This is a genomic window from Mycobacterium sp. (genome assembly GCF_052143115.1).
GTDB lineage: Bacteria > Actinomycetota > Actinomycetes > Mycobacteriales > Mycobacteriaceae > Mycobacterium.
This window is the reverse complement of sequence record NZ_JBKQTQ010000051.1, coordinates 1-21,309: the sequence shown is the minus strand read 5'-3', so window position 1 is coordinate 21,309 and position 21,309 is coordinate 1. Positions and strand designations below refer to the sequence as shown.

The window sequence follows — 21,309 nt, the reverse complement described above, 5'->3', positions numbered from 1 at the left end:
CTCACCCTAAGACTTCAGTGGTTGGTATCCGTCCCGGGTAGCGACCAGCACCTCACCGGCCAGCGGGCTGCCGCAGGCGCGTTCGCATCCGACAAAGTGTCGGTGCACACCGGTGCCGGTGTGCACCGATTGCGCGGCGTCGGCGCGCACGTCGGCGATCGAGCGCGCACAGCCCGGGCTGCCGACACAGGCGCTGACCGCCAGCCAGGGTGAGTTCTCATCGAAGACCAGACCCAGCGGGGCCAGCACGCGTAGCGCCGTATCGGCGACGCCGTCGTTCAGGTCACACACCAGCACCGACCGCCACGGCGTGATGACCACCGGCGCCTCGATCGCGGCCAGGCACTCCGCGACGCGTGTCGACAGCACACCCAGCGGCACCGCGGCACCCAACGCGATCCGGCCGTCGTCCTGCTCGATCCAGCCCACCGGCGGCCGGCTGACCGGCGGAAAGCTGCCGCCCAGTTCGGCGCCGGGCCAGAGCCCGGCGGCATCGACTAATTCACTTACCCGCCAAGCATTTTCGCGTGTCGCGACGAACCGCACCGCGACGCCGACCAAGGTCTCGACCACCTCGCGTGCCGTCAGCCGGACACCGGTGTCGCGCCCGGCTAGCAGCAAGACGGTGTGGTCGTCGACCGCGTGCACACCGGCGTCGGCGCCCAGACCCGACACGTCGTCGCGACCGTCGTCGAGACTGAACCAAAACCTGCCGCCCAGCTTCGTCAGCGCGGGCTCGTCCTGGATCGCCGCGTCCAGGTCGGCGACCCAGCCGCGCAGGTCGATCCGGCCGCCGGCCCGACCGGACAACGGGGACGCGACGATGTTGCGGACCCGCTCATGCGTTGCCGACGGCAACAGTCCGGCCGCAGCGATCGCGTCGGCAACCGCCGCCACATCGGTGATCGCGCGGATCTGCAGATTGCCGCGCGCGGTCAGCTCCAGCGTTCCGGATCCCAGGCGATCCGACGTGTCGGCCAGGGCCGCTAGCTGGGCCGCAGTGAGGACGCCGCCGGGCAACCGGATGCGGGCCAGCGCGCCGTCGGCGGCCTGGTGCACCTGTAGTGCACCCGGGCAGGCGTCGTCGGAGCGTGCCCTGACCATCCGTTCACGGTACGGGTCTTTCCGCCGCAAAGAAGAACGTCTCGACTTCGGCTAACGTGATTTAAGTATGAACGGCGGTCTTGGTAAGTGGTCGATGGTCTGCGCCGTCGCGCTGTCCGCCGCCGCGCTGCTTTCCGAAGCGCCAGCGTCAGCAGACCCAACCGACGATGCGTTCGTTGCGGCCCTTGCCAAGGAGGGGATCGTCATCACTGATCGCAATGCCACGATTGCCATGGCCCATACGGTGTGCGCCGGACTCGATAAAACCAACAAGTCAGCCCTTCTGGCGATGAAGCTGATGAGGGACACCGATCTCCCGCTGAAACAATCCAGCTACTTCATCGGCGTTTCTATCTCTGCCTACTGCCCGCAGTACATCGGGCTAACCGACAATTCGGCGAACTGGCTCTACCCAGGGCCCGTTTATGTGAAGTAAAGACCAGCGAGCGTTGCCTAGCCAGGTGATGTGCGAGCATGCCACGGTCCACTCCGACAGACCTTGTCGTAGGCATCGATAAGCCGAGGCCGTCGGCGTAACGTGCTGGCCAGCGAGAGAGGGCCGGGTGGTTGCCATGACGGACAAGCGATCACTGAAGGTCGCGATAATCGGCGCCGGGATGTCGGGCATCTGCATGGCGGTCAAGCTGCAAGACGCCGGCATCGACTCGTTCACCATCTTCGAGAAGGCCGACGATGTCGGAGGTACCTGGCGGGACAACACCTACCCCGGTCTTACTTGCGATATCCCATCGCGTTATTACGCCTACTCGTTCCGGCCCAACCCGGACTGGTCGCATCTGCTGCCCCCGGGTCCTGAGATACAGGCGTATTTCCGACAGGTGGCCGACGAACGGGGCATTCGCCGCCATATCCGATTCAGCGCCACCGTCACTAAGGCTGAATACGACGATGGGCATTGGCGGCTCACCACCGCCGACGGTGAGGAAACGTTCGACGTGCTGGTCACCGCGACCGGATTCCTACGAGTACCACGTTTTCCGCAGATCACCGGGCGTGACACATTCGCCGGTCCTGCTTTCCATTCGTCGCGTTGGGATCACTCGGTGTCGTTGCCGGACAAGCGGATTGGTGTGATCGGTACTGGCTCAACCGGTGTGCAGATCACCGCTGAGCTGGGCGGTAAAGTGCGCCAGTTGAAAGTCTTTCAGCGCACCGCGCAGTGGATCGCCCCGATGCCCAACCTGCGCTACTCGCCGCTGACCCGGGCAGCCTTGCGCCGCTCGCCGAGGCTGAACAGGCTGCCGTACCGCTTCTGGGGTTGGTATGTCAAGTTGACGTTCGGTCGCGCGCCGATCCGCCCAGGCTTCCCGCGCGATCTGGCCACATTCCTGTGTCGATGGAACCTGCGGCTCTCGGTACGTGACCCGCAGTTGCGCGCCAAGCTCACCCCGAAGGATCTGCCGATGTGCAAGCGGTTGATTTTCGCGGGTCACTTCTACCGTTCCGTCCGGCAGCCTGGCGTCGAGGTGATCACTGAGGGGATCGATCACATCGAGCCCCGCGGCATCGTGACCGCTAACGGCACCCTGCATGAACTGGACGTCCTGGTGTACGCCACCGGGTTTGACGCGCGAGCCTATGTGCGCCCACTGGAGGTGATTGGAGAGGGCGGCCTCACCTTGGACGAGGCCTGGGCCGACGGCCCGACGGCGTATCGGTCGGTGGCGGTGCCGGGATTCCCCAACCTCTTCATGCTGATGGGTCCGCATTCGCCGATCGGAAATCAATCCCTGGTGCCGGTTGCCGAGGACCAGGCTGATTATGCGATGTGGTGGATCAAGCAGCTTCGTGACGGTGCCTTACGGGCCGCCGCGCCGACCGAAGCAGCAACCAAGGAATACAACGAGAGCATGAAAGACGCAATGCCGCAGACGATCTGGGTCACCGGCTGCAGCAGCTGGTATCTCGGCAAGGATGGTCTGCCCGAGCTGTTCCCCTGGACACCGGAGACTCATCGCCAGCTCTTAAACAAACCCGTGCTTGCCGACTTCGACGTGCGCACCGATTGAGGATCAGGACGTTCCGGTGCGCCGGGCATAGGCCGTGCGCTTGTCGACCTCGACGTCGCTCGTGAAAACGCGGCCCTTACCCGATGCGCGTGCCATCGCCTCCGCCACACGGCGCGGCATGAAACGCTGGGTGGCCACGGCCACGCCGAGCGAACGAGGAACGAACACGCGTGCCTTCGGTTTGGCGATCACGCCGGCGATTGCCCGCGCGACGTCGTCCGGCTCGGCATTCTTGAAGCCCCTCGCGTGCCCGACGCCGGCAATCATCTCGGTATTGGTCAGCGTCGGCAGAATAGCCGAGAACTGGACACCACTGCCACGGTTTTCCATCCGAACGGTGTCGGTGTAGCCGAGCACGGCATGCTTTGTGGCGCAATAGGTTGCGATGCCTTCGACCGGCTGCACGCTACCCACTGACGCGATGTTGATGATATGACCTTGGCCGCGGGGCAGCATCCGTTTGGCGGCCAGCCTGGTGCCCAGGATCACGCCGTAAATGTTGACCTCAAGCAGCCGCTGGGTGGTGGTGTCGGCCTCGTCAACCGCGCTGCCGACCGCGATCACGCCGGCGTTGTTCACCAACACATCGACGGGCCCCAGCCGGTCTTCGACAGTGTCGAGAAAATCGGTGAAGGATCGCCGATCCGTCACGTCCAATCGGCGGCCAACCTTGAGGTCCAACTGGCTGCCCGCCTCCCTGACGGCCGATCTGTCGATATCGCCGATCGCGACCTTGGCGCCCAAACCATGCAGAAGCGTGGCGGTAGCCAGCCCGATCCCGCGCGCCCCACCGGTGATAGCAATGACCTTCTCTGCAACAGACACGCGCTTCATCGCTCAGTGCTCCTTTTGGTCCGGTTAAAGCGTAGGCGTCCGACGACCCCGAAGCGGTGCCGAGGCTGAGCACCAAGTTCCGTTGCGGTACGAATGACAGGTGGCCGAGCCGACCATCTTGCTGGTGTCCACCTCCGACACCGACCTGATCACCGCCCGCGCCAGCGGCGCCAACTACCGGTGGGCCAATCCCGCGCGGCTACTGCCCGGCGAGCTCACCGAGCTGACGGACGGCGTCGACATGGCCGTGGTCCGCATCCTGGGCGGCTACCGCGCCTGGCAGGACGGCATCGACACGGTGCTGGTCAGCGGTATCCCCGCTGTCGTGGTCAGCGGCGAACAAGCGCCCGATGCCGACCTGACCGAACGGTCGACCGTGCCTGCGGGCGTTGCGCTACAAGCGCATATCTATCTGGCTCAGGGGGGTGTGTCCAACCTGCGCCAGTTGCACGCCTTCCTGTCGGACACCGTGCTGATGACCGGTTTCGGGTTCACCGAGCCGGTCAGTACTCCCACCTGGGGTGTGCTGGAGTGGGGGTACGCCGAAGGTAGCGGCCCGACCATTGGGGTGCTGTACTACCGAGCGCAGCACCTGGCCGGCAACACCGGCTACGTCGAAGCCCTGTGTCAGGCGATCGAAGCTGCCGGCGGGCGGCCGCTGCCGCTGTACTGCGCGTCGCTGCGGACCGCCGAACCGGACATGCTGCACACGCTCGGGCAGGCCGACGCGATGGTGGTCACCGTACTGGCCGCCGGCGGCCTGACACCCGCTGCGGTGGCGGCTGGAGGTGTCGATGACAGCTGGAACGTCGAACACCTCGCCGCGCTGGACATCCCGATCCTGCAGGGGCTGTGCCTGACCAGTTCCCGCTCGCAGTGGTGCGACAACGACGACGGGCTCAGCCCACTCGACGTCACCAGCCAGGTTGCGGTTCCCGAGTTCGACGGACGCATCATCACGGTTCCCTTCTCGTTCAAGGAGATTGACGACGAGGGGCTGATCTCCTACGTCGCGGATCCGGAGCGCTGCGCGCGGGTCGCCGGCCTGGCGGTCGCCCATGCCCGGCTGCGGCACGTCGCAGCTGTCGACAAGCGGGTGGCCGTGGTGTTCTCTGCCTACCCGACCAAGCACTCCCGGATCGGCAACGCGGTCGGCTTGGACACCCCGGCCAGCGCGGTGGCGGTGCTGAGGGCGATGCGCGAGCGTGGCTATCAGGTGGGCGAGTTACCCGGCGTCGAATCCGCCGATGGCGATGCGCTGATCCACGCGCTGATCGAACGCGGTGGACAGGATCCCGAGTGGCTCACCGACGGTCAGTTGGCCGGCAACCCGATCCGGGTGTCCGCCAACTACTATCGGGCATGGTTCGCCACCCTGCCCGCCGAGTTGGCCGACGCCGTGCAGGCGCATTGGGGACCTCCGCCGGGCGAGCTTTTCGTCGACCGTTCCAACGATCCGGACGGCGAAATCATCATCGCCGCAATGCAAGCCGAAAACTTGGTGCTGATGGTGCAGCCGCCGCGGGGCTTCGGGGAGAACCCGGTCGCGATCTACCACGACCCGGATCTGCCGCCCAGCCACCACTACCTGGCCACCTACCAGTGGCTGGGGCGTGGATTCAGCAACAGCTTTGATGCCGATGCCGTCGTGCATCTCGGCAAGCACGGCAACCTCGAATGGCTGCCCGGCAAAACGCTGGGCATGTCGGCGGCCTGCGGGTCCGATGCCGCCTTGGGCGATCTGCCGCTGATCTATCCGTTTTTGGTCAACGACCCAGGCGAGGGCACCCAAGCCAAGCGGCGCGCCCACGCCGTGCTCGTCGACCACCTGATCCCGCCGATGGCACGTGCCGAAACTTACGGGGACATCGCTCGTTTGGAGCAACTGCTCGACGAACACGCCAGCGTCGCCGCGCTCGACCCCGGCAAGCTGCCCGCCATCCGGCAGCAGATCTGGACGCTGATCCGGGCGGCCAAGATGGACCACGATCTGGGACTTGCCGAGCGGCCGGAAGACGATTCGTTCGACGACATGCTGCTACACGTCGACGGATGGTTGTGCGAAATCAAGGACGTTCAGATCCGCGACGGCCTGCACATCCTCGCCGAGGTCCCACAAGGCGAGCAGGAACTGAACCTGGTGCTGGCGGTGCTGCGCGCCCGCCAACTCTTCGGCGGCGACCAGTCGGTGCCCGGTTTGCGCCAGGCACTTGGCCTGGCCGAGGACGGCACCGACGAGCGGCAATCGGTCGACGCGGCCGAAGACCAGGCGCGTCAGCTGGTCGCGGCGCTGCAGGCGAGCGGTTGGGACCCGGCCGCCGCCGTGCGTCTCAGCGACGATCCCGCGGTCACCTCGGTATTGCGATTCGCCGCCACCGAGGTGGTGCCCCGGCTGGCCGGCACAGCAGGGGAGATCGACCAAATACTGCGGGCATTGGACGGCCGTTTCATCGCCGCCGGACCATCGGGCTCCCCGCTGCGCGGGTTGGTCAATGTGCTGCCCACCGGACGCAACTTCTATTCCGTCGACCCGAAAGCGGTGCCGTCGCGGCTGGCCTGGGAAACCGGTGTGGCCATGGCGGATTCACTGCTGGCCCGCTACCGCGACGACTACGGAACCTGGCCGCAGTCAGTCGGCCTGTCGGTGTGGGGCACCTCGGCGATGCGCACATCCGGTGACGACATCGCCGAAGTCCTTGCGCTGCTGGGTGTTCGACCCGTCTGGGACGATGCCTCGCGACGTGTCGTCGACCTGGCGCCGATCCCGCTGACCGAGCTGGGTCGGCCCCGCATCGACGTCACAGTGCGCATCTCCGGATTTTTCCGTGACGCGTTCCCGCACGTGGTGACGATGCTCGACGACGCGGTGCGGTTGGTCGCCGACCTCGACGAGTCGGCCGACGACAATTACGTGCGCGCGCACGCCCAAACAGACCTCGCGCAGCACGGCGACCAACGTCGAGCCACCACAAGGATTTTCGGATCGAAGCCGGGCACCTACGGCGCCGGGCTGCTGCAGCTGATCGACAGCCGCAATTGGCGCGACGACGCCGACCTGGCGCAGGTGTACACCGCCTGGGGCGGCTTCGCCTACGGGCGCGGCCTTGATGGCCGGGCCGCCACCGACGACATGAACCGGCAGTACCGGCGCATCGCGGTCGCCGCCAAAAACACCGATACCCGTGAGCACGACATCGCCGACTCCGACGACTACTTCCAATACCACGGCGGCATGGTGGCCACCGTGCGGGCGCTGACCGGACAGGCACCCGCCGCCTATATCGGCGACAACACGCGCCCCGACGCAGTCCGCACGCGCACGTTGTCCGAGGAGACCACCCGAGTCTTTCGTGCCCGTGTCGTCAACCCGCGCTGGATGACCGCGATGCGTCGGCACGGCTACAAGGGCGCATTCGAGATGGCCGCCACCGTCGACTACCTGTTCGGCTACGACGCCACCGCGGGGGTGATGGCTGACTGGATGTACGAGCAGCTCACCGAGTCCTATGTGCTGGATCTCGAGAACCGCAAGTTCATGACCGAGTCCAACCCGTGGGCGCTGCATGGGATGGCCGAACGGTTGCTGGAGGCCGTCAGCCGCGGGATGTGGGCCGACCCGCAACCGGCCACGCTCGACGCGCTGCGCCGGGTGCTGCTGGAAACCGAAGGCGACCTCGAAGGCCGTTAGACGACTCAGACGAAGTCTGAGCCACCGTCCACGTTCACGGTTGCGCCGGTGACGTAGCCGTTGCGGCGGGACGCCAGGTACGCGGTAAGCGACGCGACCTCTTCGGGGAGTCCGGCGCGGCCCAGGTCGCAGGGCTGGTGAAAGTTGTTGTCGATCCATGTCATAACGTCACGTGGGTCGGTGGCGTCCAAGCCGTCCGCGGCGAGGATATCTTTGAGGTTCTCGGTGAAGCTGGCGGTCACGATGGTGCCTGGGCAGACGCAGTTAACCAGAATGTCGTCCTTGGCCAGGCTCTTGGACAAATTCTTGGTGACGCTGGCCAGCGCCGCCTTTGATGCCGTATAAGCGACAATGCGTGGGCTCTGCCGCTGAATAGAGTGCGCCGACAGCGTCACAATGCGGGCCCAGTCCGCAGACCGCAGCAGGGGCAAGGCGGCGCGGATCGACCGCACCGCCGACATCGTCCCGAGCGCAAACGTGGCGTCCCACTGGCCGTCGTCCATCTGCTCGAAATAACCGTCGCCCGGTCCAATGGTGTGGACCAGGCAATTGAGTTGTCCCCAACGCTCGGCGACCGCGGCAAAGCCGGCAGCGATCGACTCGGCGTCCGCCATGTCCACGCTGATCCCCACGGCGTCCGGCGCCCCGGCTTCGCGCAGCGACGTGACAGCGGCGTCGCGCGCTTCTTGGCCTCGCGCCATCACCGCCACGCTGGCCCCTTCGGCCGCAAGGGTTTCCGCGATGGCCAGTCCCATCCCTTTGCTGCCGCCCGTGACCACAGCTGTCGATCCGGCGAAGCCCAGATCCATGGTTATCTCCCTTAGTCGGTTGGAGTCACACGCCCAGTCCGCGCAGGACGAAATGCAGAATGCGTTGCCGAAGCTCGTCGCGGTCACATTCGCCCGTCGTCCATTGCCGGTCGATGCCGACCCACACCACGCCATGGATGAATTGGGCGCCGGTGACCGGCTCGACGTCGCGAAACACTCCGCTGCGCAGTCCGCGCTGCAGCGCCTCGATGAGCGGTGTGAGCATCTCTGCGTATGCGGGCTGAATCAGGCCGGGGGAGGTGAAGGTCTGCGACTGAGCCTCCAGCGACAGCCGCCGCAGATCGGATCCGATGTTCTCGTCGAATGCCAAATCGAGGCGTCCGTCGATCCACGCCGTTACCGCTTCGATCTCCGTTGTGGCAGCGGCCATTCGGCGTCGGAGTCGTCGCTTCTCGACGCGCGCGGTCTCCAGAAACACGGCGGCAACCAGTTCGTCCTTGGATTCGAAATGCCGATAGAACGCCCGGGTGCTCAATCCCGCTCGTCCCAGGACCCCGGCAATGCTGAGCCCGCGAACACCCCGCTCTCGCAGCGTTGTTGACGCGGCGGCCAGAATCTCGCGGCGCACAGCGGGATCAGGACCCAGCTTGTCGCGTCGCCGCGCGCGAGGAGCGCTCGCGTCGTCAGCCAGTTGCGTCATAGCGGGCCAGGTAATCAGCGAATCGCTCACGAACGCTGTCGGGTGTCAGGCCGTAGTCGGCCAGGTCATAGTCGTGTGCACCGCGCGACCCCGGTTGATGCGTCTCGGCCCACTGGTTGACGGACGCGGATGTCGCGTCGGTGAAGCTCAAACCCAGACGCTCGTAGCTGGTTTGCAGAGTGCCGACGGGATCGCTTTGCAGATCGGCGAACGAGACGTCGGCGAACCGGTCGTCGCCCGTCCGGCTGCGGAAATCCATTGCCCGCCGGACACCTTCAACCCAGCAGTCTACTTGCTCAGCGCCAAGTTCCTTAGCGTCGTTGCGGTCGCTGCTCCAGCTGCGCACGTACTGGATGAGGCTGCACACCGAGCCCATCACCTTAGCCGGATCGCGATGACTCCAAAGGAATTTGGCGTTCGGGTAGGCCTCGACAAGCGCGTCGAGGGCGAACATGTGCACAGGGGTCTTGAGGTGCCATAACACCGGTGGGCAATGCCACTGCAACAGCCTGAGCACCCGACGGTGAAACGTGTAGGTCTCGCGCATATCGCAGTCCATCACCCACGCCAGATACCCGGGCGCGCGCACGGCACCGTCGAAGTGGAAGGTACGGAAACTCATTCCCATCAGGTCTTGGCATTCGGTCGGGGCCGTTGCCTCGGAGTTATACATCGTCTTCATCAGCGGGAACATGTCGTCGAGCATCTTCAGCCCGGCCTCGGCCTGCGCGATGCGTGGATCGGTTTCTTGGGTGGCGCTCTCCGGCGGTGGGGTGGGCGCCTGGGATTCCCACATCCGCAGGGATCGGAATTGCGGATCTGCCGCCACCAGTTGGCTCACCGCCGTGGTGCCGGTGCGGGGTAACCCGATCACGAAGACGGGACCGCCGATCACCTGATCGTCGATCTCGGGGTGCTGACGGTAGGTGTCCTCAACCTTGAGGCGCTGAATCAGGGCGTTACTGACGGTGGCATGCTGGATGACGCGGCCCAAGTCGTTGAGGTCTGCCTCGGTATTCAGCGCTTCAGCGATACGTTCGAGTCCCTCGCGATAGTAGGACGAACCGAAATCCTCGAGACCCGTTGCGGCGCAGGCGCCGGCCTCCAATTCGTCGGCATCGAACATCAGTGTCCGAACCTCTCGCGCACGGCGCGGCGTCGTGCCGCAAGGACGGACGACCGCTCTTCGGGAGTGACTCTGGTGGTGTCCGAAGGCAACTCCGAGGCGAGTTGCTCGAACGGCACGATTCGGGTGGTCGGTGTCGGCGCGGTCTTGGTGCGCACGCAGCGCAGGATGATCGGACCGTTGCTATGGCCGGCGGTGTCGAGCCAGTTCGCGACCCCAGGGTCACCCTCGCACAGCACAACTCGCACCAGGCCGTCGGAATCCACCGCTACTTGATGAGCGTTCAGGCTGGATTGATGACGCCCATAGTGAATGGTTTCCCACCACGGGTTGCCGATGGAGAAACTCCAGTAGATTCCTTCGGGTGGTTCAACTTCGACGATGAGGGCCTCGTCGGGGCGCAGCTCCCACCGACCGATCACCGGCCTGTTCTCCGCGGCCGCGCCCATGTCAGTGCGGTCGATCGGTGGCAGGAAACCGTTTAGCGGCGCCGCGGCCCCGAATTTCAAAAAGAATGCCAGGTTGTCGTGGACGAAGTCGCCGAGGGCGACGAGTTGACGCGACACCGCCACCTCCCGATCCACCGAGCCGCCGTCGGCTGCCACCGCGTCGCCGAGTCGTTCGATGCGCAGCGACGAAGCCACCTCGGTGTCCCAGTCGTAGAAGAAGTGCCGCACCGTCAGCGTGGGATGGTCGCCGTCAATCCGCATCCAATTTCCAGCTCGCTCCTCGGCCGACAACACCACCTCGAAGTTCCCGTCGGCATCCACCTCGAGTTCGTCGACGAGTTCGTTGGCCGTCGCCACGATTCCGTTCATCGTCTGCAGCCCGACGTAGCGGGCGGTCCCTCGATTGCCGAACAGTCGATAACTCTCCCCGCCGCGCAGCACGGCTCGGGTGTAAATGCAGTCCGGGCATTCCATTCCCCAGGTCACAAGGTCGTCGGTACTGGTCGGTTGGACGCACAGGATCGGATCGGGATCAAACCGCAACACCTCGTCGATACCCGCGGCGAGCAGCACGAGCAGATGCCGCATGCCCGCGGCGAGATCGACCCGATTTTGGCTCGCCGGATCGGATTCCACGACCTCCGCTGCCCCGCGGAGCCGGTCCAACAGATACGACCACGCCCGCGGCAACTCGAGGGTGTCCCCGTTGCCGGACAGGGCCGCCTCGGCGATCGAAAACGGCAACCACGCCATCGGCCGCGCCGGATCGCTCACATTTCCCTCGCTTCGATGAGTCCTTAAGTGAAAACAATATATTCATTTAAGGACTGAGGATGTCAACGTCGAGTTTGCTCACCGGGGTAGGGTTGCGCTGTGTCACCGACTTTTGCCGACGTCGCCAAGGCGCAGTACGTCCTGCTGACGACTTTCACGAAGGACGGCCGGCCCAAGCCGACTCCGGTCTGGGCCGCTTCCGACGGTGACCGGCTGCTGGTCATCAGCGAGGAGAAGGCGTGGAAGGTCAAGCGGATCCGCAACACCCCGCGGGTGACGCTGGCCGTCTGCGATATCCGCGGCCGCGCGAAGGGCGAGGCGATCGAGGCGACCGCGGCCATCCTCCACAAATCACAGACCGGTGCGGTCTATGACGCCATCGGCCGGGAGTACGGCCTGATCGGTCGGGTGTTCAATCTGTTCAGCAAGCTGCGCGGCGGCATGCAGAACAACGTCGGCCTGGAACTGCGCTTGGCCGGGTAGCGGCGCATCGCTTGACTTACGTCAAGGGCGCGCGCCACGGTGTCGTGCGCGTCTTGATGTGCCATGAATATGCGGGAGCGATGGCGTAGCCGCAGGCGGCCACGCACAGCAGCATCCATGTGACTGCGGCCGGAAAGCCCGTTATCACGCGTGAAGCTACAACAGAGCTAAGACAACCCAAGTCGATGGTGATGGCGGCGAGATAGATGTTGGCGGTGACGGTGGAGCGTGGGTCGCGGCGCACCACCCACAGCAGTCTCAAGATGGGGATTAATAGATAACTTGCGCTGGTGCATAGCGCCAGCCAATAAAGAGTCATCCACCCCGTTTCTGGAGCCCGGAAAAGATCCGGCCAATGCTTCCCTGGTGTGGCAACGATGAATAGCCCGATCAGCAGCGGCAGCGCGATCGCGATAGGGGCCTCCAGGCGGCGGCGCAAGAACCGTTCCGGGTCATCAAGATTGGTTCGCTTCGCCAGCGTCTGGGCGAGTGTGACGAGCCCGGCCAGATAGGCCAGGTGGCCCAGCAGGTCCTCGATATTCCACAGCCCGGTGAGATCGTGTAAGGGTGCGGACAATGTCAGGGACAGCGCGGGATTCATCAGGAGGAGGCAGGCGAACATTGACGCCGCGGTGATGCTGCTACCCAGCTCCCACCGACAATTCCATGCGTCACGCCGCACCCATACGCAGTAGCCAGTGATTATGACGGCGGCTATGGTGGCGGCGGCGATCATCTTGATGCAAACCGTTTAAAGGGCCGGCACGTCGGTACGCGGATCGGCATTCCGGAGCTTGGTGGGGCCGGTCGCCACCTCCGTGTGAGTTGTGCTCCGTCCAAAATTGGGCTCCGAGCCTACAAAGTCACTCACCGCCTCAGCGGCAACCAGGTTAAAACTCGGGATCGAGCGCCGCGACCAGCTCATCCACCTAGTCAACGGGGCGCGGTCACCGACCTCGAGCAACGGCTAGCCGCCGCGCAGGTGTTCGCCGAAGAACGTGAAGACGCGCGCCCACGCGTCCTCGGTGGCGGCCTGGTTGTAGCCGAATCCGGCAATGCGGATTAGTGGCTGGGCGGGAAGCTTGTTGGCGAAGCCGTGGCCGGCACCCGGGTAGACCTTGACGTCGTTGGTGACGCCTTTGTGGTCGAGAACTTGCTCGAGTTTTTTTGCCGCCCCGATGCCCATGGGGTCACGGCCGCCGAAGCTGGCCACGATCGGGCATGCGCCGTCCAGCGTTTCGCTGAGCTCGCGCGGCAGCGGAGTACCGTAGAACGGTGCCGAGGCACTAAAGCCCTTGGGCGACATGACTAATGCGAACTGGCCGCCCATGCAGAACCCCGCGATGCCGACCCGACCGGTGCATTCCGGCAGGGCCTGCAGGTGGTCGCGGGCGGCCAGCACGTCATCGAGCGCGCGCCCCCGCTTGGTCAGGACATCACGCATGACTTTGGTGACGCATCGCGCCCAGCCGCCCCGCGCGAACAGGTTCGGCGTCAGCGCAACGTATCCCGCCCGGGCGATATGGGCGTTGGTCGACTCTTTGTCCGGGCCGTAACCGATCGCGTCGTGAATTATCACCACACCCGGCCAGGGGCCTTGGCCCTCGGGAATATCGAGCAGCGCATCGATGGGGCCGGCCGGGGTATCGATCTCGATTGTCGTCACTTCAGCCATCTAACCGTGCTGCGGCGACTCGCGGAACTTGAGCGGGCGCCCACGACGTTGCCATCTCATGGTGTCGCGACTGTTTCTGGTCTACGTCGTCGTCGAGCTCGCGGTGGTGGTGGCGCTGGCGGCGACGATCGGGCTGGGCTGGACTCTCTTGCTGTTGCTGGCCGCGTTTGTCGCCGGAATGGCGTTGGCGGGTTCGCAACTCAAGCGCCAGCTCACGCGGTTGCGATCCGGGCTGACTACGGGGCAGTCACGGTTGGCCACCGACGGCGCGCTGGTCGCGCTGGGCACGGTGCTCGTTGTGGTTCCCGGGCTGGTCAGCACTGCCGTCGGGATGTTGCTGCTGTTTCCGCCGACCCGGGCCGCCGCCCGCCCGGCGCTGACGGCGATGGCCCTTCGCGGCATCGGCCGACGTGCGCCGCTGATCACCGTCACCACGGCCGGCGCGGATCGATACGGGTCGGCGTCCCGACCCCGGCCGGATTACATCGACGGCGAGGTCTTAGACGTCACTGACGTCACGGAGGTCGACCCGCCGGCCCTGCCGCCGCGGTCTGATTGCCCGGCTCCTCCTCGGCCCGATGCACGGCCCGCATCGTCGCCGGGCGGGCCCGAGTAGATCCATCCCCGCCCCGTAGGTTTGCTGCGTGCCTCAGGTGCCCACGACGCTGTTGGTCAACGGCCGGGTTCACAGCCCGACCCATCCCGACGCGACCGCGATGGCGGTCCGCGACGGTGTCGTGGTGTGGCTGGGCAGCGACGACGTTGGTCGAGGCCAGTTCCAGGGTGCCGAGCTGGTCGATCTCGACGGTGGCTTCGTCGCGCCTGGCTTTGTCGACAGCCACATCCACCTCGCCGCCACGGGCCTGACGCTGACCGGGCTCGATTTGCGGGCCTCGACGTCGCGTCGGCATTGCCTGCGGCTGATCGGCGACTATGCGGCCGCCCACCCTGGCCAGCCGGTCTGGGGTCACGGCTGGGACGAATCCGCATGGCCGGAGAATGCCGCGCCGAGCACCGCGGACCTAGACGCGGTGTTGGGTGGCCGGCCCGCCTATCTGGCCCGGGTCGATGTGCACTCGGCGCTGGCCTCGACCGGTCTGCGCGAGCGGGTGCCGGGACTCGCGTCGGCGACCGGATTCGCCGAACAGCAACCCGTGGTCGGCGACGCCCATCACCTGGTCCGCGCCGCCGCGCGCGACCTATTGACAGATGCCCAGGGCGCCGCAGCGCGTATGGCCGCACTGGACGCCGCCGCCGCCAGCGGGATCGTCGCGGTACACGAATGCGCCGGCCCCGAAATCGGCGGGCTCGACGACTGGCGGCAACTGTGTGCCGTCAACCACGGCGTCCAGGTGACCGGGTACTGGGGTGAGGCGGTGACCAGCCCCGCGCAGGCACGCGCGCTCGTCGAGGACACCGGTGCAGCCGGGCTGGCCGGTGACCTCTTCGTCGACGGCGCCCTGGGCTCACGCACCGCCTGGCTGCATGAGCCTTATGCCGATGCCCCGCACCGGGTCGGGACCTGCTACGTGGATCCCGACGTCGTCACCGCGCATGTAAAGGCGTGTACCGAGGCCGGCGTGACGGCGGGTTTCCACGTCATCGGCGACGCCGCGGTCTCGGCTGTCGTCGCCGCTTTTGAGCGCGTCGTCGAAGACCTCGGCGTGGTCGCGGTGGCCCGCTGCGGGCACCGCTTGGAGCACCTGGAGATGGTCAACGCAGATCAGGCAGCCAAGCTGGGGGCGTGGGGTGTCATGGCCAGCATGCAGCCCAATTTCGACGCACTCTGGGGCGGCCAGGATGGCATGTACGCCCGTCGTCTGGGAGTCGACCGAGCAGGGGCTCTCAACCCGTTTGCGCTGTTAGCATCCCAAGGCGTGGCCCTCGCGTTCGGATCCGACGCCCCGGTGACCGGCCTCGACCCCTGGGCGACCGTCCGCGCAGCCGCCAACCACCACATGCCGGGCAGCTCGGTCTCGGTGCGAGCGGCCTTCGCCGCGGCGACCCGCGGTGGCTGGCGGGCCGGCGGTGTGAAGGACGGGCTGATGGGCACCCTGGTGCCCGGCGCGCCGGCGTCCTACGCCGTCTGGGACGTCGCCGACCTCAGCGAGCTCGAAGCCAGCGCGCCAAGTGACGCCGTCCGGCGGTGGTCTACCGATCCGCGGTCGAGGGTGCCGGGACTGCCGCGTCTGGGCCCGACCGACACGTTGCCCCGTTGTCGGCAAACCGTGCACAGGGGCGCAGTCATCCATGGCTAGGGGCATCAGGCGGTTCGACCGCTGGATGCGGCCCGGGGAGGACACCGAGGTCATCCCCGTGGTCGATGACGACGCCACCGGCGAAATCCCCGTGCAAGACGATGACGACCACGATCAAGACGATCAGGACGATCAGGACGCCGAGCTCGAAACCGACCTCGAGCCGCAGGACGCCGACACCGACCGCGAGCCAGACCACGGCGATGATCGGCTTGCGAGGTTCGGCAACCGCGCCCGTGAAGTCGGGACCTATGTAGGGCAGCGACTGATCCAGCTCAGCGCGGCGCTGCTGGTCTGGCTCGGCAACGAGCTGCGAAAGCGGCTACCGCAGTTGGGCAGGGCCTTGCGGCCGCGCCTGACGCGCCTCGGCGCGGCAAGCATTGCCGGTTTGCTGCTCTGTTCGAGCTATCCAGGGTTCAACTGGTGGTGGGCCGCCGTCATCGCGTTCGCGGTGCTGGCGTGGGTGCTGACCCGCCCGGCCACCACACCGCTGGGCGGCTTCGGCTACGGCTTCCTGTTCGGCTTGGCGTTCTACCTGCCGTTGATCCACTGGGTCAGCATCCTGGTGGGCGTCGCACCCCTGCTGGCACTGGTGCTGGTATGCGCGCTGTTTCCGGGGATTTTCGGTCTGCTCGCCGTCGTGGTGCGGCAGCTTCCCGGCTGGCCGATCTGGTTCGCGGTGTTGTGGGCGGCCCAGGAATGGTTGAAGTGCACGGTCCCATTCGGCGGATTCCCCTGGGGCGTGGTGGCCGCCGGCCAGACCGATGGCCCATTTCTGCCGTTGGTCCGGCTGGGCAGCGTTCCGCTGCTGTCGTTGGGGATCGTGTTGGTCGGTTGCAGCGCCACCGCGATCGCATTGGAGATCGCGTCGTGGCTGCTGGCGTCCCGCCAGCCGCAAACGGTTGACCGGCCGCCAGCGGTGGTGCTGCCGGCGATCTGCATCTGCCTGGTGTTTTTCGCGACCGCGGCCATCTGGCCGCAAGTACGCCATTCCGGCACCGGATCGGGGAACGAACCCGTCGTCACCGCCGCAGTGGTCCAGGGCAACGTGCCCCGGCTCGGCCTGGAGTTCAACGCGCAACGTCTTGCGGTGCTGGGCAACGACGTCGGGGAGACCCGCCACCTGGCCGACGACGTGCATGCCGGGCGTGCGCCCCAACCCGACTTCGTCGTCTGGCCCGAGGACGCCTCGGAATTCGATCCGCTGACCAACCCGGACGCGGCGCAGCAGATCTCGGTGGCCGTTGAGGCGATCGGCGCGCCGATTCTGGTCGGTACGGTGCTCGACGTCGCGGGCCGGGCGCCGGACGCCCCGGCGCAGACCAACACGGTGATCGTCTGGAATCCGAAGACGGGACCAGGCGACCGCCACGACAAGCGGATCGTGCAGCCGTTCGGGGAATACCTGCCCTGGCGTGGTTTCTTCCGCCATCTGTCCGGGCTCGCCGACTTGGCGGGCTATATCGTCCCGGGCAACGGCACAGGGGTGTTGCATGCCGCGGGGGTTCCGGTTGGGGTCGCAACCTGCTGGGAAGTGATATTCGACCGCGCGTTGCGAGACTCGGTCCGCAACGGCGCTGAGGTGCTCGTGGCGCCCGCCAACAACGCCAACTTCAACCAGACCATGAGTGAGCAGCAGCTGGCCTTCTCGAAGGTTCGCGCGGTGGAGCTCGACCGCTACACCGTCGTGGCCAGCAACGTAGGAATCTCCGCCCTGGTCACGCCCGATGGCCGCGAGCTGGGCCGGACGAGGTTCTTCGAGCCGGCCTACCTGGACAACCAGGTGCGCCGCAAAACAACGCTGACGTCGGCAGCTAAGTGGGGCCCGATCGTGCAGGGAAGCCTGGTCGTGGCCGCTGTCGCGGTCCTTCTCGCTGCAATGCTGCACAATGGATGGTTCACGGATATGAACCGTCGTTTGTCGGAGCTGGCGAAGAACGTCAGCGCAGCGAAGGAGAAATCCGACGACGAGCCGCTCGGCGACGATGAAGTAGCCGACGAAAACGACGTAGACGGCACAGTAGCCGACCCCGAGCCTGTCGAGGACGGCGAGGACGCCGCGCTCGACGAGGGCGGCCAACACTCAGCCCCCATACTTGACCATCGGCCAGAAAGGCCAGAAAAAGGAGACACATGACCACCGGCGATCCGGTGTCGCGGGTTGCGGGCGATGGCCCCACCCAGCGCACCCTGGTGATCATCCCCACCTATAACGAGCGGGAGAACCTCCCGCTGATCCTGCAGCGCCTCCAACAGGCCCGTCCTGACGTGCACGTGCTAATCGTCGACGACAACAGCCCCGACGGCACCGGACAGCTCGCCGAAGAGCTGGCCTCGGCCGACCCCGGCCGGATCCATGTCATGCACCGCACCGTCAAGGATGGTCTGGGCGCGGCATACCTGGCGGGCTTCGCCTGGGGGCTGAGTCGGAACTACTCGACGCTGGTGGAGATGGACGCCGACGGTAGTCACGCGCCCGAACAGCTCCACCTACTGCTGGACGCGGTCGATGCCGGAGCCGACCTGGCCATCGGTTCGCGCTACGTCGACGGCGGAGACGTGCAGAACTGGCCTTGGCGGCGCTGGGCGCTGTCCTGGACGGCCAACACGTATGCGCGGTTGGCATTGGGCATTGGCATACATGACATCACCGCCGGCTACCGCGCCTACCGTCGGGAAGTTCTGCAAAAGATCGACCTGGACGCAGTCGATTCCAAGGGTTACTGCTTCCAGATCGATCTGACCTGGCGCGCGATCAACAACGGCTTCGTGGTTGTCGAGGTGCCGATCACGTTCACCGAGCGTGAGCTAGGAGTATCCAAGATGAGCGGATCCAACATCCGCGAAGCGCTGGTCAAAGTCGCCCAGTGGGGGATCAGCGGCCGGCTCAACCGCAACCGTGCGGTACCGATCAACAGCTGAGCTAGCCGCCGGCGTCGTCGTCAGCTGCCGCGACGGCGCGACCTGATCAGCTCCAGACGCTCCTTGAGCAATTCGTCGAGCTCCTCAACCGAGCGGCGCTCGAGCAGCATGTCCCAGTGCGTGCGGGGCGCCTTGACCTTTTTGGGCTCCGGCAGGTCACCCTCGATCAGGGTGCCTTCCATACCGTTGCGGCACAGCCAGGCGCCGGGGATTTCGGCATCGTCGGCGAACGGCACGTCGAATTCCTCGCCGTTCTCCGTGCGATACCGCGCAATCTGGCGTGGCGCCAGGTCGTGATTGCGGTCGGTCTCGTAGCTTACGGCTCCAAGGCGACTGCCTCTCAGGACACGATCAGCCATTGGTACCCACTCCTCTTAACGTCTTCTCAGCAGCTAGCGCTCTAATCAACGCCTCGGCGGTCAGCAGAGTTCCCAGGGTTTGTCCGAGGCCCATGCGACTCGACGGTCTATGATACCGGGATCCCGGTCTAACCCCGACTAAAGTCGGGCGCGTGACACGTCGCGTCCGCCCGCAGCCGTGCCGCTGGTGCGGACGCGACGTAGCCGACAGCGGTATGGGCCGTCGCCGCCAGTACTGCAGGCAATCGTGTCGGCAGCGGGCCTACGAGCAGCGGACCTCGATCAACGGCGGGCAAGGTGCGTCTTTGCCCCCGGACGCGGTGGTGCTGTCCGCTGACGAAGCCGCTGACCTGTCCGACCGCGTCTATCAGGTGCGATGCGCGGCAGAAGATGTCGCGACGGCGCTGGACGAAGGAGCCGAGGCAACCGAACTACGTGAACTGTGCGATGCGCTGGTACGAGCCGCCGCGGCCGCCGACGGCTGGCGCTGACCGCGCAGACCACCGAAAGCCGTGTTACCACGCGCTTAACCCCGGCTGACCGGTGACGGGTACAGTCTCGCCATGGATCGCTGGGCAACGCCGGAATTGGCTGCGGACCCAGGCCACGAATCGGGCGAGCAAGTCGGCGCGTAGCGCGACTTCTCCGGGTACGAAGCCGGGAGTATCGGAAGTATTGGGAACCCTGTCGAAGTTGGCCACCCACGCCAACGATGTTCTCCGGTCGAAGAGCAGGTACGAAGCCTTTCTGGTCGTCCGTGCCGCGCTTGACTCGGCTCCTGCGCTCAGGGCCGCATTCCGGATTCAGCGACGACCGACGTTAGGCGAGGGGTAACGACATGGTTGACCAACTTCAGCACGCGACTGAAGCATTGCGGAAAGCGCTGGTCCAGGTCGAGCGCCTCAAGCGCAAGAACCGCGCGCTGCTGGAGCGGTCGAGCGAGCCGATCGCGATCGTCGGGATGGCGTGCCGTTTCCCCGGTGGAGTGGATTCCCCGGAGGGCCTGTGGGACATTGTGGCCCAGGGCCGCGACGTGATGTCGGAGTTTCCGACCGATCGGGGCTGGGATCTTGCCGGCTTATTCGACGCGGATCCCGACGCGCCGCACAAGTGCTATGTGCGTGCCGGTGGGTTCGTCGACGATGTCGCGGGTTTTGACGCGGCGTTCTTCGGTGTCTCACCCAGCGAGGCGCTGGCGACCGATCCGCAGCACCGGATGCTGTTGGAGTTGTCGTGGGAGGCGCTGGAGCGGGCGGGGGTTGACCCGACCACGTTGCGGGGCAGCGCCACCGGTGTATTCGCCGGAATCATCGTTCAGGGCTACGGCATGCTTGCCGAGGAGATCGAGGGCTACCGACTGACCGGCATGACGTCGAGTGTGGCCACCGGCCGGGTGGCGTATGTGCTGGGGTTGGAGGGCCCGGCGGTGTCGGTGGATACCGCGTGCTCGTCGTCGCTGGTGGCCCTGCATATGGCGGTGCAGTCATTGCGGTCGGGGGAGTGCGACCTGGCGCTGGCCGGCGGTGCGACCGTCAACGCCACGCCAACCGTGTTCGTTGAATTCAGCCGGCACCGCGGCTTGTCGCCGGACGGCCGGTGCAAGCCCTTCTCTGCGGCGGCCGACGGTGTCGGCTGGTCCGAGGGTGGCGCCATGTTAGTGGTGGAGCGGCTCTCGGATGCGCAGCGGTTAGGGCATCCGGTGTTGGCGGTGGTCCGGGGTTCGGCGGTCAATCAGGACGGCGCGTCGAATGGGTTGACCGCGCCCAATGGGCCCTCGCAGCAACGGGTGGTGCGGTCGGCGCTGGTCAACGCCGGGTTGAGCCCCGCCGATGTCGACGCGGTGGAGGGCCACGGCACGGGCACCACGTTGGGTGATCCGATCGAGGCCCAGGCGTTGTTGGCGACCTATGGGCAGGACCGCAGTGCGCCGCTGTGGTTGGGGTCGATCAAGTCGAACATGGGTCACACCCAGGCGGCGGCGGGGGTGGCCGGGGTGATCAAGATGGTGCAGGCGATGCGCCATGAGACGTTGCCGGCAACATTGCATGTGGATGCGCCTTCTCCGCACGTGGATTGGTCGGCGGGGTCGGTGGAGTTGTTGATGGAACCGCAGCCATGGAAGGCCGAGTCGGCCAAT

The 21,309-nt window shown here is 66.1% G+C and carries 17 protein-coding genes and 1 pseudogene; 9 read left to right on the top strand and 9 right to left on the bottom strand.

The window, feature by feature from the left end:
• Nucleotides 1-6 precede the first annotated feature (6 nt).
• Complete coding sequence (cobG, locus tag ACLQI9_RS05545; RefSeq protein ID WP_442382234.1) at nt 7-1,104, bottom strand: precorrin-3B synthase; 1,098 nt, start codon at nt 1,102-1,104, stop codon at nt 7-9.
• A 67-nt stretch (nt 1,105-1,171) separates the two neighbouring features.
• Here cobG and ACLQI9_RS05540 point away from each other — a divergent pair, with 67 nt between their 5' ends.
• Entirely contained in the window at nt 1,172-1,540 is a 369-nt protein-coding gene (locus tag ACLQI9_RS05540) for a DUF732 domain-containing protein (protein WP_442382233.1), read from the top strand.
• A gap of 136 nt (nt 1,541-1,676) precedes the next feature.
• A complete protein-coding gene (locus tag ACLQI9_RS05535; protein ID WP_442382232.1) occupies nt 1,677-3,134 on the top strand; it encodes a flavin-containing monooxygenase in 1,458 nt (485 codons plus the stop codon).
• A 3-nt stretch (nt 3,135-3,137) separates the two neighbouring features.
• Here ACLQI9_RS05535 and ACLQI9_RS05530 read toward each other — a convergent pair whose 3' ends face one another.
• Entirely contained in the window at nt 3,138-3,968 is an 831-nt protein-coding gene (locus ACLQI9_RS05530) for an SDR family oxidoreductase (protein WP_442382231.1), read from the bottom strand.
• 100 nt (nt 3,969-4,068) lie between these two features.
• On the opposite strand from ACLQI9_RS05530, the gene cobN reads away from it, so the two are divergent.
• The gene (cobN, locus tag ACLQI9_RS05525) at nt 4,069-7,656 is read left to right on the top strand and encodes a cobaltochelatase subunit CobN (RefSeq protein WP_442391262.1); all 3,588 of its coding nucleotides are present in this window, start codon (nt 4,069-4,071) and stop codon (nt 7,654-7,656) included.
• A gap of 5 nt (nt 7,657-7,661) precedes the next feature.
• Here the strand turns inward: cobN and ACLQI9_RS05520 are convergent, their stop codons facing one another.
• The 4 genes from ACLQI9_RS05520 to ACLQI9_RS05505 are packed head-to-tail and all read right to left on the bottom strand — an operon-like array spanning nt 7,662 to nt 11,454.
• On the bottom strand, nt 7,662-8,465 hold the full coding sequence (locus tag ACLQI9_RS05520; protein ID WP_442378472.1) for an SDR family NAD(P)-dependent oxidoreductase: 804 nt from the start codon (nt 8,463-8,465) through the stop codon (nt 7,662-7,664).
• 25 nt (nt 8,466-8,490) lie between these two features.
• A complete protein-coding gene (locus ACLQI9_RS05515) occupies nt 8,491-9,126 on the bottom strand; it encodes a TetR/AcrR family transcriptional regulator (RefSeq protein WP_442378473.1) in 636 nt (211 codons plus the stop codon).
• The gene (locus ACLQI9_RS05510) at nt 9,110-10,255 is read right to left on the bottom strand and encodes a sulfotransferase family protein (protein ID WP_442378483.1); all 1,146 of its coding nucleotides are present in this window, start codon (nt 10,253-10,255) and stop codon (nt 9,110-9,112) included. The genes ACLQI9_RS05515 and ACLQI9_RS05510 overlap by 17 nt, the downstream gene beginning before the upstream one ends.
• The gene (locus ACLQI9_RS05505) at nt 10,252-11,454 is read right to left on the bottom strand and encodes a DUF1214 domain-containing protein (protein WP_442378484.1); all 1,203 of its coding nucleotides are present in this window, start codon (nt 11,452-11,454) and stop codon (nt 10,252-10,254) included. Before ACLQI9_RS05505 ends, ACLQI9_RS05510 begins: the two co-directional genes overlap by 4 nt.
• A 120-nt stretch (nt 11,455-11,574) precedes the next feature.
• On the opposite strand from ACLQI9_RS05505, the gene ACLQI9_RS05500 reads away from it, so the two are divergent.
• A complete protein-coding gene (locus ACLQI9_RS05500; RefSeq protein WP_442378474.1) occupies nt 11,575-11,958 on the top strand; it encodes a PPOX class F420-dependent oxidoreductase in 384 nt (127 codons plus the stop codon).
• Between the two features lie 16 nt (nt 11,959-11,974).
• Here ACLQI9_RS05500 and ACLQI9_RS05495 read toward each other — a convergent pair whose 3' ends face one another.
• Both ACLQI9_RS05495 and ACLQI9_RS05490 read right to left on the bottom strand, forming a co-directional pair.
• A complete protein-coding gene (locus ACLQI9_RS05495) occupies nt 11,975-12,694 on the bottom strand; it encodes a hypothetical protein (RefSeq protein ID WP_442378475.1) in 720 nt (239 codons plus the stop codon).
• Between the two features lie 231 nt (nt 12,695-12,925).
• Nucleotides 12,926-13,624 (bottom strand): dienelactone hydrolase family protein, encoded by a 699-nt coding sequence (locus ACLQI9_RS05490; RefSeq protein ID WP_442378476.1) that lies wholly within the window; start codon nt 13,622-13,624, stop codon nt 12,926-12,928.
• A 67-nt stretch (nt 13,625-13,691) separates the two neighbouring features.
• On the opposite strand from ACLQI9_RS05490, the gene ACLQI9_RS05485 reads away from it, so the two are divergent.
• The 3 genes and pseudogenes from ACLQI9_RS05485 (at nt 13,692) to lnt (ending at nt 18,813) form a co-directional block, all read left to right on the top strand.
• The gene (locus ACLQI9_RS05485) at nt 13,692-14,249 is read left to right on the top strand and encodes an FxsA family protein (RefSeq protein WP_442378477.1); all 558 of its coding nucleotides are present in this window, start codon (nt 13,692-13,694) and stop codon (nt 14,247-14,249) included.
• Nucleotides 14,250-14,349: 100 nt separating this feature from the next.
• Nucleotides 14,350-15,891 (top strand): amidohydrolase, encoded by a 1,542-nt coding sequence (locus ACLQI9_RS05480; protein ID WP_442378485.1) that lies wholly within the window; start codon nt 14,350-14,352, stop codon nt 15,889-15,891.
• 289 nt (nt 15,892-16,180) lie between these two features.
• Nucleotides 16,181-18,813, top strand: a pseudogene (gene lnt / locus ACLQI9_RS05475) (apolipoprotein N-acyltransferase).
• Between the two features lie 20 nt (nt 18,814-18,833).
• Here the strand turns inward: lnt and rbpA are convergent.
• On the bottom strand, nt 18,834-19,172 hold the full coding sequence (gene rbpA / locus ACLQI9_RS05470; RefSeq protein ID WP_442378480.1) for an RNA polymerase-binding protein RbpA: 339 nt from the start codon (nt 19,170-19,172) through the stop codon (nt 18,834-18,836).
• Nucleotides 19,173-19,324: 152 nt separating this feature from the next.
• Here rbpA and ACLQI9_RS05465 point away from each other — a divergent pair, with 152 nt between their 5' ends.
• Both ACLQI9_RS05465 and ACLQI9_RS05460 read left to right on the top strand, forming a co-directional pair.
• A complete protein-coding gene (locus tag ACLQI9_RS05465) occupies nt 19,325-19,663 on the top strand; it encodes a hypothetical protein (RefSeq protein ID WP_442378481.1) in 339 nt (112 codons plus the stop codon).
• Nucleotides 19,664-20,010: 347 nt separating this feature from the next.
• The coding region (locus ACLQI9_RS05460; RefSeq protein WP_442391260.1) for a type I polyketide synthase at nt 20,011-21,309 on the top strand (1,299 nt) is incomplete at its 3' end.

What these genes read in the sequence shown, in the direction of transcription:
- ACLQI9_RS05520 (WP_442378472.1), bottom strand. Translation starts at nt 8,465, where the DNA reads ATGGATCTGGGCTTCGCCGGATCGACAGCTGTGGTCACGGGCGGCAGC.
- ACLQI9_RS05480 (WP_442378485.1), top strand. Translation starts at nt 14,350, where the DNA reads ATGGCGGTCCGCGACGGTGTCGTGGTGTGGCTGGGCAGCGACGACGTT.
- ACLQI9_RS05505 (WP_442378484.1), bottom strand. Translation starts at nt 11,454, where the DNA reads ATGGCGTGGTTGCCGTTTTCGATCGCCGAGGCGGCCCTGTCCGGCAAC.
- ACLQI9_RS05540 (WP_442382233.1), top strand. Translation starts at nt 1,172, where the DNA reads ATGAACGGCGGTCTTGGTAAGTGGTCGATGGTCTGCGCCGTCGCGCTG.
- ACLQI9_RS05495 (WP_442378475.1), bottom strand. Translation starts at nt 12,694, where the DNA reads ATGATCGCCGCCGCCACCATAGCCGCCGTCATAATCACTGGCTACTGC.
- ACLQI9_RS05530 (WP_442382231.1), bottom strand. Translation starts at nt 3,968, where the DNA reads ATGAAGCGCGTGTCTGTTGCAGAGAAGGTCATTGCTATCACCGGTGGG.
- cobG (WP_442382234.1), bottom strand. Translation starts at nt 1,104, where the DNA reads ATGGTCAGGGCACGCTCCGACGACGCCTGCCCGGGTGCACTACAGGTG.
- ACLQI9_RS05485 (WP_442378477.1), top strand. Translation starts at nt 13,692, where the DNA reads ATGGTGTCGCGACTGTTTCTGGTCTACGTCGTCGTCGAGCTCGCGGTG.
- rbpA (WP_442378480.1), bottom strand. Translation starts at nt 19,172, where the DNA reads ATGGCTGATCGTGTCCTGAGAGGCAGTCGCCTTGGAGCCGTAAGCTAC.
- ACLQI9_RS05515 (WP_442378473.1), bottom strand. Translation starts at nt 9,126, where the DNA reads ATGACGCAACTGGCTGACGACGCGAGCGCTCCTCGCGCGCGGCGACGC.
- ACLQI9_RS05535 (WP_442382232.1), top strand. Translation starts at nt 1,677, where the DNA reads ATGACGGACAAGCGATCACTGAAGGTCGCGATAATCGGCGCCGGGATG.